The sequence below is a fragment of the Rhizobium aouanii genome, assembly GCF_037002925.1.
GTDB classification, from domain to species: Bacteria; Pseudomonadota; Alphaproteobacteria; order Rhizobiales; family Rhizobiaceae; genus Rhizobium; species Rhizobium aouanii.
The window spans coordinates 151215-169193 of the sequence record NZ_JBAMYD010000003.1; the positions used below are offsets into that span (position 1 = coordinate 151215).

The 17979-nt window shown below is 60.4% G+C and carries 22 protein-coding genes; 12 read left to right on the top strand and 10 right to left on the bottom strand.

The annotated features are described in order from the left end of the window. Window positions 1-49 precede the first annotated feature (49 nt). The 6 genes from V8P77_RS06525 to map form a co-directional block, all read right to left on the bottom strand. On the bottom strand, window positions 50-1819 hold the full coding sequence (locus V8P77_RS06525) for a B12-binding domain-containing radical SAM protein (protein ID WP_335911324.1): 1770 nt from the start codon (window positions 1817-1819) through the stop codon (window positions 50-52). A gap of 159 nt (window positions 1820-1978) precedes the next feature. Beyond that, window positions 1979-2788 carry an endonuclease/exonuclease/phosphatase family protein gene (locus tag V8P77_RS06530; protein ID WP_335911325.1) on the bottom strand — a complete coding sequence of 270 codons (810 nt, stop codon included), beginning with the start codon at window positions 2786-2788 and terminating at the stop codon, window positions 1979-1981. Between the two features lie 58 nt (window positions 2789-2846). Then, window positions 2847-4253 (bottom strand): Si-specific NAD(P)(+) transhydrogenase, encoded by a 1407-nt coding sequence (gene sthA / locus V8P77_RS06535; protein WP_222341376.1) that lies wholly within the window; start codon window positions 4251-4253, stop codon window positions 2847-2849. 219 nt (window positions 4254-4472) lie between these two features. Next, window positions 4473-5660, bottom strand: a complete 1188-nt coding sequence (locus tag V8P77_RS06540) for an alpha-hydroxy acid oxidase (RefSeq protein WP_335911326.1) — start codon at window positions 5658-5660, stop codon at window positions 4473-4475. A 184-nt stretch (window positions 5661-5844) separates the two neighbouring features. After that, on the bottom strand, window positions 5845-6672 hold the full coding sequence (gene radC / locus V8P77_RS06545) for a RadC family protein (protein WP_335911327.1): 828 nt from the start codon (window positions 6670-6672) through the stop codon (window positions 5845-5847). A gap of 7 nt (window positions 6673-6679) precedes the next feature. Then, window positions 6680-7516 carry a type I methionyl aminopeptidase gene (gene map / locus V8P77_RS06550; RefSeq protein ID WP_335911328.1) on the bottom strand — a complete coding sequence of 279 codons (837 nt, stop codon included), beginning with the start codon at window positions 7514-7516 and terminating at the stop codon, window positions 6680-6682. 248 nt (window positions 7517-7764) lie between these two features. Here map and V8P77_RS06555 point away from each other — a divergent pair, with 248 nt between their 5' ends. The 3 genes from V8P77_RS06555 (at window position 7765) to V8P77_RS06565 (ending at window position 9056) form a co-directional block, all read left to right on the top strand. After that, window positions 7765-8424: a TetR/AcrR family transcriptional regulator gene (locus V8P77_RS06555; RefSeq protein WP_335911329.1), complete on the top strand. Its 660-nt coding sequence runs from the start codon at window positions 7765-7767 to the stop codon at window positions 8422-8424. A gap of 129 nt (window positions 8425-8553) precedes the next feature. Further along, window positions 8554-8727, top strand: coding sequence for a hypothetical protein (locus V8P77_RS06560; RefSeq protein ID WP_026158656.1), 174 nt, complete (start codon window positions 8554-8556; stop codon window positions 8725-8727). Continuing rightward, window positions 8724-9056, top strand: a complete 333-nt coding sequence (locus V8P77_RS06565; RefSeq protein ID WP_077981153.1) for a DUF6105 family protein — start codon at window positions 8724-8726, stop codon at window positions 9054-9056. The genes V8P77_RS06560 and V8P77_RS06565 overlap by 4 nt, the downstream gene beginning before the upstream one ends. On the opposite strand, the gene ruvX is transcribed toward V8P77_RS06565, so the two are convergent. After that, window positions 8993-9487, bottom strand: coding sequence for a Holliday junction resolvase RuvX (gene ruvX, locus V8P77_RS06570; RefSeq protein WP_017960224.1), 495 nt, complete (start codon window positions 9485-9487; stop codon window positions 8993-8995). The genes V8P77_RS06565 and ruvX overlap by 64 nt on opposite strands. Window positions 9488-9770: 283 nt before the next feature. Here ruvX and V8P77_RS06575 point away from each other — a divergent pair, with 283 nt between their 5' ends. From V8P77_RS06575 to V8P77_RS06590, 4 genes are all read left to right on the top strand, one after another. Then, window positions 9771-10475, top strand: coding sequence for a metal-dependent hydrolase (locus tag V8P77_RS06575; protein WP_011651680.1), 705 nt, complete (start codon window positions 9771-9773; stop codon window positions 10473-10475). Between the two features lie 69 nt (window positions 10476-10544). After that, entirely contained in the window at window positions 10545-10832 is a 288-nt protein-coding gene (gene gatC, locus V8P77_RS06580; protein WP_335911330.1) for an Asp-tRNA(Asn)/Glu-tRNA(Gln) amidotransferase subunit GatC, read from the top strand. A gap of 57 nt (window positions 10833-10889) precedes the next feature. Beyond that, entirely contained in the window at window positions 10890-12371 is a 1482-nt protein-coding gene (gatA, locus tag V8P77_RS06585; RefSeq protein ID WP_335911331.1) for an Asp-tRNA(Asn)/Glu-tRNA(Gln) amidotransferase subunit GatA, read from the top strand. A 107-nt stretch (window positions 12372-12478) separates the two neighbouring features. Next, window positions 12479-12754, top strand: a complete 276-nt coding sequence (locus V8P77_RS06590) for a hypothetical protein (protein ID WP_335911332.1) — start codon at window positions 12479-12481, stop codon at window positions 12752-12754. Window positions 12755-12804: 50 nt separating this feature from the next. Here the strand turns inward: V8P77_RS06590 and V8P77_RS06595 are convergent, their stop codons facing one another. Continuing rightward, a complete protein-coding gene (locus V8P77_RS06595) occupies window positions 12805-13062 on the bottom strand; it encodes a YjhX family toxin (RefSeq protein ID WP_012757267.1) in 258 nt (85 codons plus the stop codon). 310 nt (window positions 13063-13372) lie between these two features. On the opposite strand from V8P77_RS06595, the gene V8P77_RS06600 reads away from it, so the two are divergent. Beyond that, window positions 13373-13882: a GNAT family N-acetyltransferase gene (locus V8P77_RS06600; protein WP_335911333.1), complete on the top strand. Its 510-nt coding sequence runs from the start codon at window positions 13373-13375 to the stop codon at window positions 13880-13882. A gap of 4 nt (window positions 13883-13886) precedes the next feature. Here the strand turns inward: V8P77_RS06600 and V8P77_RS06605 are convergent, their stop codons facing one another. Next, window positions 13887-14198, bottom strand: a complete 312-nt coding sequence (locus tag V8P77_RS06605; RefSeq protein ID WP_335911334.1) for a DUF1294 domain-containing protein — start codon at window positions 14196-14198, stop codon at window positions 13887-13889. Window positions 14199-14326: 128 nt separating this feature from the next. On the opposite strand from V8P77_RS06605, the gene gatB reads away from it, so the two are divergent. Beyond that, a complete protein-coding gene (gene gatB / locus V8P77_RS06610) occupies window positions 14327-15829 on the top strand; it encodes an Asp-tRNA(Asn)/Glu-tRNA(Gln) amidotransferase subunit GatB (protein ID WP_335911335.1) in 1503 nt (500 codons plus the stop codon). A gap of 4 nt (window positions 15830-15833) precedes the next feature. Then, window positions 15834-16334, top strand: a complete 501-nt coding sequence (locus V8P77_RS06615) for a GNAT family N-acetyltransferase (RefSeq protein ID WP_335911336.1) — start codon at window positions 15834-15836, stop codon at window positions 16332-16334. On the opposite strand, the gene V8P77_RS06620 is transcribed toward V8P77_RS06615, so the two are convergent. After that, the gene (locus tag V8P77_RS06620; RefSeq protein ID WP_335911337.1) at window positions 16331-16933 is read right to left on the bottom strand and encodes a hypothetical protein; all 603 of its coding nucleotides are present in this window, start codon (window positions 16931-16933) and stop codon (window positions 16331-16333) included. The two genes, V8P77_RS06615 and V8P77_RS06620, sit on opposite strands and share 4 nt — an antisense overlap. 58 nt (window positions 16934-16991) lie before the next feature. Between V8P77_RS06620 and V8P77_RS06625 the strand changes: the two genes are divergently transcribed. Both V8P77_RS06625 and V8P77_RS06630 read left to right on the top strand, forming a co-directional pair. Then, a complete protein-coding gene (locus V8P77_RS06625) occupies window positions 16992-17456 on the top strand; it encodes a GNAT family N-acetyltransferase (protein ID WP_335911338.1) in 465 nt (154 codons plus the stop codon). A 103-nt stretch (window positions 17457-17559) separates the two neighbouring features. After that, entirely contained in the window at window positions 17560-17958 is a 399-nt protein-coding gene (locus tag V8P77_RS06630) for an NADH:ubiquinone oxidoreductase subunit NDUFA12 (protein WP_020049728.1), read from the top strand. Window positions 17959-17979 lie beyond the last annotated feature (21 nt).

Below are 17979 nucleotides of genomic sequence, written 5' to 3' on the forward strand. Positions count from 1 at the left end.
TTGCCGCCCATGTGTTCGGGCGTCAGCCGCGGTTCGCAAGAATCGGCGCTCAATGCGCGGTCAGTTGCGCGACTTTCCTGACATGGCTGACGGCTGCGGCGCCGCCGGCGGTCTGTGTGAAGAGGTGGAGTGTTTCCTCTTCGTCGTCGGCAACCGGCGTCAGAGCCTGGTCCATATAAGTCTTCGACTTTGCATCCCTTGAAATCAAGAACGCCGAAATCGTCAGGCCAATGATCGTGCCGGCGAGCGAAGCATGTTTGCGGAAGGTTTCCCAGGCAAAGCGCGGCCAGAAGACGAGCGGATTCTCGCGCGGCAGATCCGGGCGCCGCTCCGACGGCGTCTTCAGGCGCAGCAGGCCGCTTTGCAGCGGATGCACGTTTTCCAGCGGCACGGTGGTCGCGAAAGAGACCAGAACCTTGACGAGCCTTGCGAGCGGTACGCCGGTTGCTACGGCGCGGCGCAGCAGCGTCTTCATATGATCGGGCGAATAATAGAGCGACCAGGCCTCGTGGTAGATGTCTTCCCATTCCTGCTTGCTCATCTTCGGATGCGCGGTGCAGACATGCTCGACATCGTAGATGTTCAGATCGGCATCCATGTCGACGCCCTTCTTCCACAGGACCTGATGGTCCTCGGAGCCGGGCAGCGGCGTCAGGATGAAGAATTCGATGACGTCGAGCGGCAGCTCTTCCTGGATGATCGTGATGTCGCGGCGGATCGATTCCGGCGTATCGGCGGGGAAGCCCAGGATATAGCCGGCAAGCGTCATGATCCCCTGCGCCTTCCAGGCGAGCAGCATCTTGCGGTATTCGGTGATCTTGTTCTGGTTCTTCTTGGCGGCGGTCAGATTATCAGGATTGACGTTTTCGAGGCCGATGAAGACGCGGGTGACGCCGGCGCGCCTGGATTTCTCGATGAAATTGGGGATCTTGTGGCAGAGCGTGTCGACCTGGATCATCAGGCCGAGCGGAATGCCGTCCCGTTCCTTGAGTTCGATCAACCGGTCGAAGATCGCTTCCCAATCCTTGTTGCGGGCGAAATTGTCGTCGGTGATGAAGAATTTGTGGATGCCCTGCGCCCAGTTCATCCGCACCAGTTTTTCGACGTCGTCGGCCGAGCGGAAGCGCGACTTGCGTCCCTGCACGTTGATGATGGTGCAGAACGAGCACTGATAGGGACAGCCACGTCCGGCATCGAAGCTGGTGCTGAGCCCGAGCGTGCGCTGGATGTTGTCCTTCGGCAGGAAGGGAACCGGTGTGCCGCCGATGCCGGGAAGGTCGTTCATGAAATTATAGAGTGGCTTCAGCTCGCCGGCTGCGGCATCGCGCAGCACCATGTCGAGCCGGCCCTCGGCCTCGCCGGCAAACATCGAGATGCCCATGTCGCGGCAGGCGTCGAGCCCGACCGCCTTGCCATCCAGCATCGACAGGCAGCCGGAAACATGGAAGCCGCCGATCGAAACCGGCAAGCCGGCATCGCGGAAGGGACGGGCGATATCGAGGGCGCGCGGATATTGGTTGGTCTGGACGCCAACCAGCGCGATCATGCCGAAATTGTCGTGACGCTTGAACTGTGCCAGCAGTCCGGCGATATCGATCCGCGTATTGGTCTCGTCGATCACGGTGATATCGATCGCCGTATCGTCTCCTAGCACCTTGCGCTCGGCGCATTCGGCGGCAATGCCGTAGAGCGCCGCCAGCGAATTGGAAGGGATCATCGCCCGCCACCAGCGGATGACGTAGCCGTCGTCGTCATAATGCGACGGCTTGATCAGGATCAGCTGAAAACGTCTGCGCGCAGCTTCCAAGACATGGGACAAGAGTATCTATCTTTCTTTAGAAGCTTTTGCCCGAAGGCAAAATGGCGTTGAAGGCATATACCGGCACGACATACCAATGCGATTTAGGAGGTCAAACTAAGGCGTAAAAAAACGGTACGGCGCGCAAACGCTTCGCGAAGTGTATCATTCCTCAATATACTACCCGATATCGAGCAGCAATGCGCGATGGTCGGAGACTTCGGGCGCCTCGACCACCTCGAATTTGGCAACCTTCATCCCCGGCGTCACCAGCATGTAGTCGGCAAAGCGGCCCTGCTTCAGATAGTAGGAGGTTCGCGTGTCTACAAGGCCGCTTCCGGTGACGAGGTCGGAAAGCCCGAGTCTGGCGAGAATAGCAAAGGTCGCGCTATCGGGCAGCACGTTGAAATCACCGCAGACGACGAGATTTTCGTCGCCTGGCCAGACACGGTCGATGAGCCTGACCAACGCTATGGCCTGCTCTTCGCGGGCCGTTGTGTCGCCCTTGCCTGCGGGATCGCGCAGGCCATGCATGTGGGCGATGGTCACGGTAGAAGCGCACTCATGGCTGAAGAGACGGATGCAATGGGCGTTTCGCGGCCGAGGATGTTCGCCCCAGCCATCGGCGGAAAAACGGCCATGCACGAAGCCCAGCCCTTGGGCGATGACGGAATGCGTTTTGCGCACGAAGGTCGCTAGCCCGAATTCGGCGACAATGGCGCTATCGCCATCGAAGAGTTCGCCTCTCGATGTCGGGCAGAAGAAGCCGTCATGGCCGGGCAGGGCGGTGCTGATCTCGGTAAAGAGATTGAAGCGCTGCGGCAGCTCGACATCGCCGTCCCGATAGACCGACCAGCCTGAGCGGGTGCCGGGTGCGCGCAAAACCTCCTGCAGGCACAGCACGTCGGGTTCGGCCGCCGTCACATATTCATTCAGCGCCTCATGAAGCCTGCCGCCCCATGCGTTCAGCGAGATGATGCGCAATGTCATTCGGCTCCGTTTTGGTGGCCGGACTTAGACGGCAGTTCCCTCGACGATGCGACGGACTTTAGAGCTCCGACTTGATGTCGCCCATCCGGTTCCAGGCATCGAGGCCGGCGATCTTGTAGGCTTCGGCGAGCGTCGGATAGTTGAAGGTGTTCTCGACGAAATATTCGACGGTCCCTTTGAGATTGAGCACCGCCTGGCCGATATGCACCAGCTCGGTGGCGCCTTCGCCGACGATATGCACGCCGAGCAGGCGGCGTGTCTTCAGCGAGAAGATCAGCTTCAAAAGCCCGGTGTCGAGGCCCATGATATGGCCGCGCGACGTCTCGCGGAAGCGGGCGATGCCGCATTCATAGGGAATACCGCGCTCCTTCATCTCTTCTTCGGTCAGGCCGCAGGTCGAAATCTCCGGCACGGCATAGATGCCGTAGGGGAAATATTTCGGCGGCTCCTTGGCGACCGCGCCGACCGCGACGCGGGCGGCGATGCGGCCCTGTTCCATCGAGGTCGAGGCAAGGCTCGGAAAGCCGACGACGTCGCCGGCGGCGTAGATGTTGGCAACCGATGTCTGGAAGGTTTCCGGATTGACCTTGAGACGGCCGCGGCTGTCGGCTTCGAGGCCTATGGCCTGAAGGTTCAGCGCATCAGTCGCCCCCATGCGGCCGGCGGCGAAAAGCACCATGTCGGTCGTCAGGCGCCGGCCGCTGTCGAGTGTCAGTCCGACCTTGCCGTTTTCGAGCCTCTCCACCTTGTCGGCCTTCTGGCCGAGCAGCAGCTTCATGTTGCGGTCGCGCAGCTGGTAGGTAAAATCCTCGATGATTTCCTTGTCGATGAAGTCGAGCATTGTCGCCTTCGGGTCGATGACGGTGACGGCGGTGTCGAGCGCGCTGAAGATCGTCGCATATTCGATTCCGATGACGCCGGCGCCGATGACCACCATCGATCGCGGCAGGTCCTGGATGTCGAGCAGTTCGTCGCTGTCGAGAACGGTCTTGCCGTCGAAGGGCATGTAATCGGGGCGGAACGGCTTTGTGCCGACGGCGAGCAGCACGCTGGCGGCGGTGACCTGCGTGGTCTCGCCGTCATCCTTGATCACCTGCAGCGTCGACGCATCGATGAAGCTCGCCTTGCCGCGAATATGCTGCACGCGGTTGCGGGCGAACTGGTGTTCCAGCACCTCGACCTCGTGGTTGAGCGTAATCAGCAGGCGGCGGCGCAGGTCATCTGCACTGATCTCTTCCTTGACGCGGTAAGACCGGCCGTAGAAGCCGCGTTCGCGCCAGCCGGAAAGATTAAGCGCAGTCTCGCGCAGCGTTTTGGAAGGGATGGTGCCGGTATGCACGGATACGCCGCCGACGCGTTTTCCCTGCTCGATGACAAGCACTTTCTTGCCGAGTTTTGACGCCTGGATCGCGCCGCGGCGCCCTGCGGGACCGCTGCCCACCACAACGAGATCGTACTGAAGCATCATCAAGCCCCGGATTGGAAAGGAATCATATTGCAACGCAAAATGTCGCCCGTCCATCGTTAGCCGGTCAATGTTACAGATTGTTTTACGACCATCTGATTGGTCCTGACGGGTGCTTTTTCGGGCAAGTGAGCCCTGCGAGAAACAGCTTTACGCCATGGGTCGTAGCCGACGAACACCGGCAGGGGTTCTTGCCATGTTCTGTGGCTCGACGGCATTTCATGCGCGGGTGATGTAGTCCGCCGAAATATCGCCCACCTTGGTGACGCCGAGCAGCGCCATATTGCTATGCAGTTCCGTCTTCAGGATATCGGCCGCCTTGAGCACGCCCGGTAGGCCCGCGACGGCTGCGGCATAAAGGAACGGCCTGCCCACGAACACGAAACAAGCCCCGAGCGCCAGGGCCTTCATGATGTCCGTTCCACGCCTGAACCCGCCATCGACCATGACGGCAACGCGGTCTCCAACACGGGATGCAATCTCCGGAAGGACCTGGAGGGGAGATGCGGTGCCGTCGAGCTGGCGGCCGCCATGGTTGGAGACGATTACGCCATCCGCTCCGGTGTCGACAGCCCGGGCCGCGTCGTCAGGATGCATGATCCCCTTGACCACGAGTTTGCCGGACCATCTGTTGCGTATCCGCTCCAGATGGTTCCAGTTGAGATGGTCGCGCCTGCCGAAATCTCGCGTGACATTCGAGGAGATGATCGGCGCGCCTCTTGTGGCATAGGAATTTTCAAAATGCGGAATACCGTGCCGGACGATCGTGCGCAGGAATGTGCCGGCGGTCCAGCGCGGGTGCGAGATGCCCTGCCATGCCAGGCGGAGACCGGGACGCAGAGGCGTCGAAAACCCGGCCCTTACATTGTTTTCACGGTTTGGCAGCGTGGCTGTGTCCACGGTCAGCAGAAGCGTGCGCAAGCCGGCCGCGCCGACGCGATCGATGAGAGCGTCGATACGGTCGGGTTCGCCGGGGAGATAGGCCTGAAACCATGCTTGCGGCGAAACCGCAGCGATCTCTTCCAAAGGGACAAGCGATGAACCGCTTATGATCATCGGGATTCCCGATTGATCCGCTCCTTGCGCGAGCACGATGTCACCTCGATAGGCCATCAGCGCGCTGATACCCATCGGCGCGATGCCGAATGGTGCGGCATGGGTCTTGCCGAAGAGGCTCGTCTCGGTGCTGCGTTTCGAGACGTCCCGAAGGACACGAGGTCGGAAGGCATAGGCCTGGAAAGCCTCTGCATTATGCCGTAGCGATGCATTGGTCTCGGTCGCGCCTGCAATATAACCGAACAGCGGCTTTGGCAGATGTCGCCGCGCCTTTATTTCAAAGTCATCGAGGCAGAGCACTTCGCGGCAGAGCCGGGTCGATCGATCGGTGTTGCCGCTGCGGATCGTCATGGAGTTTCATCTTCTCGGTATTTCGGGCGGGCATTGTCCAGTGAGTAGCGGTGCAGAACTGCATACAATCCCGCACCGCCGACTGCTGTCAACTCCAGCATTCCTCAGTATTCTCGCGGATGGACCGGGGGCATGGTCGACGCGCCGGGGCTGCATCTCGTCGGCGATCGGTCGTAGTGTTTGTTCAGATCAGCTTCAGCCCCTTCAGGCTGACATGGCCATCCTTGCCGATGATGACGTGGTCGTGGACGGTGATATCGAGCGCCTTGGCGGCATCGATGATCACCTTCGTCATGTCGATGTCGGCGCGCGATGGCGTGGGATCGCCGGAGGGATGATTGTGCACGAGGATCATCGCCGTTGCCGAAAGCTCAAGCGCGCGTTTGACCACCTCGCGCGGATAGACCGGCGTATGGTCGACCGTGCCGCGGCCCTGCACCTCATCGGCGATCAGCACATTGCGCTTGTCGAGGAAAAGGATGCGGAACTGCTCGCGGGTCTCGTGCGCCATGGCGGCATGGCAATACTGGATGACCGAAGACCACGAGGACAGGACCTGTTTGCTCCTGAGTTCGCTCTTCAGCGTCCGGTGGGCGACAGTCGAGATCAGCTTCAGGTCGAGCGCCACGGCCTCGCCGACGCCCTTGACCTCCATCAGCAGCGCCTGAGGCGCACCGAAAACGCCGGCGAGCGAGCCGAACCGTTCGATCAGCGCCTTGGCGATCGGCTTGGTGTCGCGTCGCGGGATCAGGCGGAAAAGCAGCAGTTCGAGGATTTCGTAGTCGGCCAGCGCCGCATCGCCTTGCTCCCGGAAGCGGTCACGCAACCGCTCGCGATGGCCGTGATAATGCTCTTGGCCGGCGAGTGAGGCGGGTAGGGCGGCCCTGGCATTTGGTGCGGACGGTTTCTGCGGCTGGCCTGCAAAGAACGAACGTTCGTCGGCGGCAATCGGCTCTTGCGTCTCGAAAGGCAGCTCGTCGTCGGAAGATGTCGAAACAGGCCCCTTCGCCATCAGACCTTCACCCGTTGTGCGACGGCAGACCGGGGCGGTCGAGCCCACCCGGCGACAGCGTGAAGATCTCGCAGCCATCGGAGGTGACGCCGACCGTATGTTCGTACTGGGCTGAAAGCGAGCGGTCGCGGGTGACCGCGGTCCAGCCGTCGGCCAGCACCTTCACATGCGGCCGGCCGAGGTTGATCATCGGCTCGATGGTGAAGATCATGCCTTCGCGCAGCTCCGGCCCCTCATTGGCGCGGCCGTAATGCAGGATATTCGGCGAATCGTGGAACAACCGGCCGACACCGTGGCCGCAGAAATCGCGCACCACCGAACAGCGCTCGGCCTCTGCATAAGTCTGGATCGCCTCGCCGATCGCGCCGGTGCGGGCGCCGGGCCTGACGGCGGCAATGCCGCGCATCAGCGATTCATAGGTGACGTCGAGCAGCCGCTCGGCAGCACGCTTGACGACGCCGACAGGATACATCCGGCTGGAATCGCCGTGCCAGCCGTCGAGCACGTAGGTGACGTCGATATTGACGATGTCGCCGTCACGCAGCGGCTTATCGTTCGGAATGCCATGGCAGACGACGTGGTTGATCGAGGTGCAGGTCGATTTGGTGTAGCCGCGATAGTTCAGCGTCGCCGGATAGGCGCCGTGATCCATGCCGAAATCGAAGACGAACCTGTCGATCTCATCGGTCAGCAGGCCGGGCTTGACGATGTCGGCAAGCGCATCGAGGCAGCGCGCGGTCAGCTGGCATGCCTTGCGCATGCCCTCGAATGCTTGCGCGTCATAAAGCCGGATGGCGCCCGTATTCTTCGGGGGCGCAGTAGAGGCTTCGATATAGTTCACCATTGCAGGGCCTTAGCGGAGATTGTTAGATTTGTCCATAATGCAGCTATGCCGGGTTCGTCCATCACGATCAACCGCTGGCACGAGATTTCTGAACCGATCCGGGCCGCCCAACGTGCAGCCTTCCACATCCGTTCGACGGACAATCAACGGTCCGGCTCGAATATCCACAATCTTCCCAAAGGGATAGGATTGATTGCATGCAGCTTCCCCGCTACTCACCGATTGGTGACAGCGGGGAAGGGTCGATCATGCTGAATGAAGCCGTAAATCTTGAAAATTCACCCGGGACCGGCGAGGGGCCGGAACGGCGCGCGCGTGATCGCGGTGCCACCGAGCGCGCAATCCTTGCCGCCGCCAAGGGGCTGCTCGCTGAGGAAGGCTTCCAGAATTTCGGCATCAACGCGGTCGCGCGCCGCGCCGGTTGCGACAAGCAGCTGATCTATCGTTACTATGGCGGCCTCGACGGCTTGGTCGAGGCGATCGGCGCCGATCTCGGCACATGGGTGAAGGATCGCATTCCGGAAGACGCGGGCGGCATGTTCCTGCTCACCTATGGTGACCTGATGGAGCGGCTGTCGCTTCTCCTCCTCGACGCCTTGAGAAACGATCCACTGATGCGCCGCATCCTCGCCTGGGAGATATCGGAAAACACCGAGCAGGTGAGGCGGTTGTCCGAGGCGCGTTCGAAGGCGCTTGCTCTTTGGCTGGAGCGCATGCGCGGCTCGCTGGCGCCGCCGAAGGGCGTGGATGCGGCAGCCGTCAACGCCATTGTCATCGCCGCGATCCAGCACCTTGTGCTGTCCGCCGCAGCCGGCGGGCAGTGTGCCGGCCTGTCGCTGAAGACGCCGAAGGATTGGGAGAAGGCGGCGACGGCGCTGAAGCGCATCGTGCGCGGCGTCTACGGCTGATATCTGCTCATCCACAGGGGGCGGGCGTAGCATTAACCTTAACAAATGGTTTACGTTGCGTGGGGCTGGTTAACCCGACAGTGTGGTCTCAGCAGAGATTGTATGAGTAGAAGACCCGAGTTGACGACCATGGGAACCAAGATCGCCAAGGCAGTGTTTTTGGTGGCGGCGATGATGTTTTTCGCAGTCCTGGCGCTGGATATCGCAACTCCGACGCTCGTGCTTTGTATCATGGCTTTGTCGACCTGGTTGGTCTCTCTTGATCTGCCTGTCGCGCGCAAGCATGGAGGAGAGGCCGCATGAAGTGGTTTCTGATCTTCTGGGCCGGCCCCATCGTCTTTCTGGGCGGATGGTACTGGCTCTCCTATTACGACATGAGTTTCGGCATCTTTATGCTGAGCCGGCAGGTCCATGACCTGACCTTCGAGCTTTACGGCAAGGCGCTCGGCATTCCGCCGGAGACCATCCCGCCGCTGGTTGCCCGCGCGATTGCGGTGGACAGCCTCGTCGTCTTCGCCATCCTGGCCTTCCGGAAGCGCAAATCGATCATCGCCTGGTGGAAGACGCGTCAGGCGCTGAATTCATCTCCATCAGACCTTGCCAGCAAGGATAGCCTGTCAAGCGCGCCCTGAAGGATGAAGCTTGCCGCGGCCGAATCGATCCGTTCGGCCCGCTTGGCGCGCGAAACGTCCATTTCGAGCAGCGTCCGTTCGGCGGCAACCGTCGAAAGCCGCTCGTCCCAATAGACGAAGGGCAACGCCGTCTTCTGCTCCATATTGCGCACGAAGGCGCGCGTCGCCTGCACGCGCGGACCCGCCGATCCATCCATGTTCATCGGCAGGCCGATGATGAAGCCTGCGACCTTTTCCGATTGTGCGAAGTCCAAGAGCGCCTGGGCATCGATGGTGAACTTGACGCGGCGGATCACTGTGCGCGGCGTGGCGAAACGCCGCCCGAGATCGGACATCGAAAGCCCGATTGTCTTGGTGCCGAGATCGAGGCCGGCAATCGCCTGTCGCGGGACAAGCGTCTCGGCCATTTCCTCGATCGTCAGCACCGTCATCGCCGTTTCATCCCGTCAAAACAAATTGAAGTCGCCGCCGCTTTTCTTTGCGGCCACGTAAGATATGTCCTTAAAGCATGTCGCGCAAAAGTGTGCCGCGGTTTTGCGATAACGACATGCGCAAAAACAAAGACCTAAAATGCTAGGAGCGAATCTGAAAGATCGCGAAGCGTTTTAGGGCATGACGCCGAAAAGTGTGAGCGGTTTTCGGACGACATCATGCTCTCATTCTTTGATGTGGCATCGAAACCGGCTTTGCATCACGTAATAAAGGAGACATTTCATGAAGATCACCTGGCTCGGCCATTCCGCCTTCCGCATCGAGACATCAAAGGCGAAGATCCTGCTCGATCCATTCCTCAGCTATAACGCCTCCTTTTCCGGCCAGGATATCAAGGATGTCTCCGCCGGCATCACCCACATCCTGTTGACGCATGGCCATGGCGATCATGTCGGCGATACCGTGGCACTCGCCAAGGAAACCGGCGCCGTCGTTCTCGCCAATGCCGATCTTGCAGCCTGGCTTGGCTCCAAGGGCGTCGACAAGATCGAGATGGGCAATACCGGCGGCACGATCGCGCTCGGCAGCTTCTCGGCAACCTTCACCAACGCGCTGCACTCCTCCGCCCAGATCACCGAGGACGGCGTCTCGCATGCGCTCGGTAATGCCAACGGCCTGATGCTGCATTTCGACGACGAAGCCTCGATCCTTGCCATGGGCGATACCGACATCTTTTCCGACATGGCGCTGATCAACGAATTGCACCAGCCTGATATCGGTTTCGTGCCGGTCGGTGACCGCTTCACCATGGGCGGCGCGGTGGCGGCCCTTGCCTGCCGGCGCTATTTCAACTTCAAGACCGCGATCCCCTGCCACTACGGCACCTTTCCGATCATCGACCAGACGGCGGAAAAATTCGTTGCCGGCATGGACGGATCGAAGACGGATGTGAAGGCGATCAGGCCTTCCGAGAGCCTGTCGATCTGACGAAACCCCGTTGCGTCAGGCGGACATGGCCTTTATAGCGGGTAGGAAAAATCCTATCCGGAGAATGCCATGTCCGTCGATCTTGCCACCGTGAAGCGTGTCGCCCACCTTGCCCGTATTGCCGTCTCCGAGGACGAGGCAAATCGCATGGTCGGCGAGCTGAACGGCATCCTTGGCTTCGTCGAGCAACTCTCCGAAGTGAATGTCGAGGGCGTCGAGGCGATGACGTCGGTGACCCCGACGGCGATGAAGAAGCGGCCCGATGAGGTGACCGACGGCAGCAAGGCAGCCGATATCGTCGCCAATGCGCCCGTCACCGACCACAATTTTTTCCTGGTGCCGAAAGTCGTCGAATAAGGCTTCGAAGCCTCTTTCCGACCCTGTTGCCATTTCCAGATCTGAAGCGAAAACACGATGAGCGAACTCACCAGCCTGACCATTGCCGAAGCCCGCCAGAAGCTGCGCGCCAAGGAAATCACCGCGATCGAACTGACCGAAGCCTATATCTCGGCGATCGACGCAGCCAATGACCGGTTGAATGCCTATATCAAGATCACGCCGGATCTCGCCCGCGTCATGGCGAAGAACTCCGACGAGCGCATCGCCGCCGGCAAGGCAGGCGAACTCGAAGGCATTCCGCTCGGCATCAAGGATCTCTTCGCCACCGTCGGCGTTCACACCCAGGCCTGCAGCCACATTCTCGATGGTTTCGAGCCGCGTTATGAATCGACCGTCACGCAGAACCTCTGGGATGACGGCGCCGTCATGCTCGGCAAGCTGAACATGGACGAGTTCGCCATGGGCTCGTCCAACGAGACCTCGCATTACGGCGCTGTGATCAATCCCTGGCGTGCCGCAGGCTCCAACCAGCAGCTCGTGCCCGGCGGCTCATCGGGCGGTTCGGCCTCAGCCGTTGCCGCCCATCTTTGCGCCGGCGCGACCGCGACCGATACCGGCGGCTCGATCCGCCAGCCGGCTGCCTTCACCGGCACCGTCGGCATCAAGCCGACCTATGGCCGTTGCTCGCGCTGGGGCACAGTCGCCTTCGCTTCCTCGCTCGACCAGGCAGGCCCGATCGCCCGCGACGTGCGCGATGCCGCGATCCTTTTGAAGTCGATGGCAAGCGTCGACGCAAAGGACACGACATCGGTCGATCTGCCGGTGCCGGATTACGAAGCAGCTCTCGGCCGATCGCTGAAAGGCATGAAGATCGGCATTCCGAACGAATACCGTGTCGACGGCATGCCGGATGAGATTGAGACCCTTTGGCGCCAGGGCATCGCCTGGCTGAAGGAAGCGGGTGCCGAAATCGTCGACATCTCGCTGCCGCACACCAAATACGCACTTCCGGCCTATTACATCGTCGCTCCCGCCGAGGCATCCTCGAACCTCGCGCGCTACGACGGCGTGCGCTACGGCCTGCGCGTCGACGGCAAGGATATCGTCGACATGTACGAGAAGACGCGTGCCGCGGGCTTCGGCAAGGAAGTCAAGCGCCGCATCATGATCGGCACCTATGTGCTGTCGGCCGGTTATTACGATGCCTATTACATCCGCGCCCAGAAGGTGCGCACGCTGATCAAGCGCGATTTCGAACTCGCCTTCGACGCCGGCGTCGATGCCATCCTGACGCCGGCAACGCCGTCGTCCGCCTTTGGAGTTGCCGATGAGAACCTCGCCGCCGATCCGGTGAAGATGTATCTGAACGACATCTTTACGGTGACGGTCAACATGGCGGGCCTGCCCGGCATCGCCGTACCGGCCGGCCTTGACCATAAGGGACTGCCCCTCGGCCTGCAGCTCATCGGCAAGCCCTTCGACGAGGAAACCCTCTTCAAGACCGCCCATGTCATCGAGCAGGCGGCCGGCCGGTTTACGCCGGCCAAGTGGTGGTAACGGATCTAACGATCCGAAGAATAGCGGCTGCCGACCACGAAACGGTCGGCGCCGTCGGCTTTGCTGCATGGTTGACCGATTGATAGCCGGAACCAGGAGAAGGTTTTATGGCCAGCGATGATCTTGCGCAGTTGATCGAGGCATTCGATCGCCTCTCTGCCGGCGGTTTCACCATGGGCGCGGAGTGGCAGGCGGTCCACGACATCTGCCAGCGCCACGAAGGCGAACAGCCGTTCGACTGGGGGCACGCCCTTTGCCATCGCATCGAGGGCGATGACTGGAACGCCGACTACTGGTATCGCCGCGCCGGCAAGAGGCGCGGCATGGGCTCGATGGCCGACGAGTGGTCGGCGATGCGGGCGGAACTTTCTGCAAAGGCTTGAGGCGATACCGCCGATCGCGCCCGTTCGAGACGCGATCGGAAGTGCCACGATTACCTGTTGTTCAGCTGCGACCTGACCAAACTCAGCCCTCTTTCGGTGATCCGGTAGGGGTGACCTCCTGAGGACTTGATTGCCCTCAGCCGCTTCAGCCTGCGGAAGAGATCGAGGTCGACGCCGGGATAGAGCCAGCCGTCGCGAGTGAAGCAACTGACCGCTTCGATCTTCCTGTCGTCGTCGCGGGTAATTTCAATGCGGCCGCCTTGGGCCATGAGATGCAGGATGCGCTGCTCCGTGCGAGAAATGTCCATGTGTTGAGATCCGGTATCGCGCCCGGCAGGGCGCACAAAAACGATCTGGCGCTCACTCGAACGTCAGGGTTTCGTTTTTTCGGGCCCATGCGCGCAAGCGAACTTGCGGGCAGGGCCTTTACCGGGTCTCAGGCAGGCTCAACATAAAACACCTCGATAAGACCTATTATTCAGCCCGGAAAATACGGTCAAGAGCGTACTTGTCTCTCAAAACCAGTCGACAACCGCAGTTTCGGTCGATCATCCCGTTGGAGCTACTGGTAAAATTCGCGACTCAATGGTCTAGTTGCGGGGTAACGCGGAGGTGTCGTTGATCCACATTCGCAATGCCCGCGACGGTGAAGCGGAGCTATTGAGCGAGATCGGGCTCAGAGCCTGGCAAAAGGCGATGGCGTCGATCGGCGAATCGGACGCGATGGTCGACGCAGCGCGCAGCGCCTTCCGGAATTTCGTGGAAAACGACTGGCTAACTATCACCGTCGTCGAGCAGAACGGCCAGGTCGCAGGCTGGGCAGCACGCGAGGGATTGGACGAAACCATCTCGGATTTCTGGATCGATCCCGCATTCACCCGCCAGGGCCTCGGTTCGGCCCTTCTCGTCCGCATCGAAAAGGAGATCGCCGATCAGGGCTTCGAGAAGGCGGCGATGCAGACCCATTCCGGCAACAGCGAGGCGATTGGCTTCTTCCGGAAGCACGGCTACAGCATCCATTGGCTCTCGGTCGCCTACAATCCGAAGCTTGATCGAGACGTACCCTCCGTTGGATTGACGAAACAGCTCGTTTCGGACGGCCAAGGTGGATATGGGCAGGAATTCTGACGCTTCAGAAATCCTGAGGAAGCAGAAAGCTCCATTGCGGCACGAAGGCCAGCGCAGCAATCAGTGCGCCATGCAGGATCAGGATCGCCGCCAGGATTGACCGGAACGGCTCCTTTCTCGTCTTGTGCCGCAACAGCTGCTGTGCCGCCACCGCGCCAAGGCTGCCGCCGATCAGCGCAAGCAAAAGAAGCGTGCGCTCGCTGATGCGCCGCTTGCCGTGGCGCGACGCCTGCTTGTCGAAGAAATAGATCGAGAATACCAAAAGGTTCAGCGCCAGAAACAGCAAGGCCCATTTGATAATATCGGTCATCGTCATAGGGGAACCCTACCGCGGCTGCGTTAATGGACGGCAAAACCGCAATGCGCGCCATGGCGAAAGCCTTGCACCGGCACGCCATTTCCTTTACCTCACAGTGGAAAAGAACAGCCTGCAAAGAGCATCAGATGACCCTTGTCGACGTCCGCACACCTGATCCGAAACGCTTCATCCCCGGCGCCACCGGCGACTGGGAAGTCATCGTCGGCATGGAAGTCCATGCCCAGGTGCTGTCCAATTCGAAGCTTTTCTCCGGCGCTTCGACGGAATTCGGCAAGCCGCAGAATTCGAATGTCTCGATGGTCGACGCTGCCATGCCCGGCATGCTGCCTGTCATCAATGAGGAATGCGTCAAGCAGGCGGTGCGCACCGGCCTCGGCCTGAAAGCCCAGATCAACAAGCGCTCGCTGTTTGATCGCAAGAACTATTTCTATCCCGACCTGCCGCAGGGCTATCAGATCTCGCAGTTCAAGGATCCGATCGTCGGCGAGGGCAAGATCGTCATTTCGCTCGGGCCGGACCGCCAGGGCCAGTTCGAGGATATCGAGATCGGCATCGAGCGCCTGCATCTGGAGCAGGATGCCGGCAAGTCGATGCATGACCAGCACGCAACCATGTCCTATGTCGACCTCAACCGTTCCGGCGTCGCTCTGATGGAGATCGTCTCCAAGCCCGACATGCGCTCGTCCGACGAGGCCAAGGCCTATATGACCAAGCTGCGCTCGATCGTGCGTTATCTCGGCACCTGCGACGGCAACATGGACGAGGGCTCTATGCGCGCCGACGTCAACGTCTCCGTCCGCCGGCCGGGCGAAGATTTCGGCACGCGTTGCGAAATCAAGAACGTCAACTCCATCCGTTTCATCGGTCAGGCGATCGAATACGAAGCCCGTCGCCAGATTGGCATTCTGGAGGACGGCGGCAAGATCGATCAGGAGACCCGCCTGTTCGACCCGAACAAGGGCGAGACGCGCTCGATGCGCTCCAAGGAGGATGCGCACGATTATCGTTATTTCCCCGATCCGGACCTGCTGCCGCTCGAATTCGACGATGCCTTCATCAAGGCGCTCGAAGCCGATCTGCCGGAACTGCCTGACGACAAGAAGGAGCGCTTCGTGCGCGAGCTCGGGCTGTCGATCTACGACGCCTCGGTGCTCGTTTCCGAAAAAGCGATCGCCGATTATTTCGAAGCGGTCGCCGCAGGCCGTGACGGCAAAACGGCCGCCAACTGGGTGATCAACGATCTGCTCGGCGCCCTGAACCGCACCGGCAAGGACATCGAGCAGACCCCGGTTTCGCCGGCTCAGCTCGGCGCCATCATCGATCTCATCAAGGCCGAAACCATCTCCGGCAAGATCGCCAAGGATCTCTTCGAGATCGTGCTCAACGAGGGCGGCGATCCCGCCGAGATCGTCGAAGCACGCGGCATGAAGCAGGTGACGGATACCGGCGCGATCGAAAAGGCCGTGGACGAGATCATCGCCGCCAATCCCGAACAGGTCGAAAAGGTCAAGGCGAAGCCGACCATGGCGGCATGGTTCGTCGGCCAGGTGATGAAGGCGACCGGCGGCAAGGCCAATCCGCAGGCTGTCCAGGCCCTCGTCAAGGCGAAGCTCGGCATCGAGGAGTAAGCGGGTGTATTTCGTCCGCACCGCCGGCGAGCACGACCTGGAGAAGGTGCGCGCCCTCTTGGTGGAGAGCTTTCATGCCACCTATGACAGCCTGCATGGCAGAGCCAAGGTGGCGGATCTGATCGCCCATCTCTTTTCGCCGGCGGCGCTGAAGACGCGCCTCGTGCGAAAGGATGCCGAATTCCTCGTTGCCGATGACGGCCGCAATATCGGCGGCATGGGTTATGCGGCAATGTCGCAGCAATTGACGAAGACGGTCATGCTGCATCTCCTCTATGTCGGGCCGGCGCTGCAGCGCCAAGGTATCGGCCGCGATATCTTCGCCGAGCTCGAAACTTGCTTTCCCGATGCCGAGATCATGCGCCTCGAAGTCGAACCGCAGAATGCTGCGGCGATCGCCTTCTATCTCACGCACGGCTTCACCGAGATCGGCCGCAATGAGAATAGCGAAGCCGGGCAATCCGGCATTCCGGCATTGGTGTTGGAAAAGCGCTTGGCGGGTTAAACGCCTGTATCGTTGAGTGCCTTGCTGTGGTGGGTGTGGTAGGTCTGGAGCAGTTGCATCAGTCGCTCCTTGCTGACGGTAAGACCACTCGTTTCGATGCGTAGTTGCCGAAGATCATTCGTGGCACGTGCGGTATGGAATAGTGAGAACATCGGTTTGCGACCCTGAATGCCGTCTGGTCGGCACCAGACAGCGATTGTATCTCCGGTGCCTTCTGCGTCCGTTCCCGGCGATGCGGACAACAGGTTGCCCAGAACCAGAAAAATTGTTCGTAGAATCCTTTGCGCCAGGGTGGGTGCCGCAGCCTCGATGCGTGCGACTGCTGGCCACGGAATTAATTCTTGCATTAGCCGAAGATCTTTGAAGCCATTTGGGCCTATCGCAATGATCGTCTTATTGGATGAAAAGATCAGGACATAAAGATTGCGAAATAGGTAGTACGCAATTGGCGGCCCACAGAGCAGGAACAGGAAAAACGAATTCAAAGTCCTATCGAAAATCCAGAAGCCGAAGACAACTATCACCAGTGTTGATAGTGCAATTCTAAGCCGAATATCCCTCGCGGAGTATCTGACCTCACGGATATCGCTCAAGAACATCCGTCTTTTTCCTTCCGCAACAATCATCGTCCGATTTTTACATAGGTAGAAAAGTGTGATGCCACAAGATTTGAATATCCGTGAAGCTCGCAAGGACGATCTGCCGGCGCTGGTGGCTATGTTTGCCGCCGATGCGCTCGGCGGTCACGGCGATACCACGGAAGCTGAAGCTTTCCCGGATTATCTCAGGGCCTTCGCCGTCATCGAGGCTTCGCCCGACCAGACGCTTTACGTCGCAGAGCGTGGCGGCGAGGTCGTCGGCACGTTCCAGACGATGGTGACGACCTCGCTCACCGGTCGTGGCTCCTCGGCGATGATCATCGAGGCGGTGCAGACGCGCGCCGATATGCGCGGGCAGGGGGTCGGCGGACTGATGATCGAATTCGCCATTGCCGAGGCAAAAGGCCGCGGTATCGGGCGGGTAGCGTTGACCTCGAATGCAGTACGCAAGGATGCCCACCGTTTCTATGAAAGGCTGGGCTTCAAGCCCTCGCATCTCGGTTTCAAGATGGCTTTGAAATGACCCATGGCCGTCGTGGAATCGCTGGACAATTCGGCTTGGCGACGGCATAAGCGAGGAAACGAATTCTGGTTTGGCTCGCATCTGGCGGGCACAAGGAAAAGACATGTGGAATCTTCTGGTTCAGACCTTTACCTGGTGGAACGGTCAGACGATGGGCACGCGTTTTGCGACCTGGCGTTTTGGCAAGCGCGTCGGCGAGGATGAATTCGGCAACGTCTACTACGAAGGCGGCATGTCCTCCTACGGTCTGCCGAAGCGTTGGGTGATCTACAAGGGTTATGCCGAAGCCTCCGCCATTCCGCCGGGCTGGCATGGCTGGATGCATCATCGCACCGATGTTCCCCCCTCCAAGGAGACCTACGTCGCCAAGGAGTGGCAGAAGCCGCACCGTCCCAACCATACCGGTTCGCCGCAGGCCTATCGTCCGCCGGGCTCCATCGCCGTTCCGGGCGAGCGGCCGCGTGTCACCGGCGACTACGACGCCTGGACGCCGGGCAACTGAGGCGGCTCGACCGGGCGATCC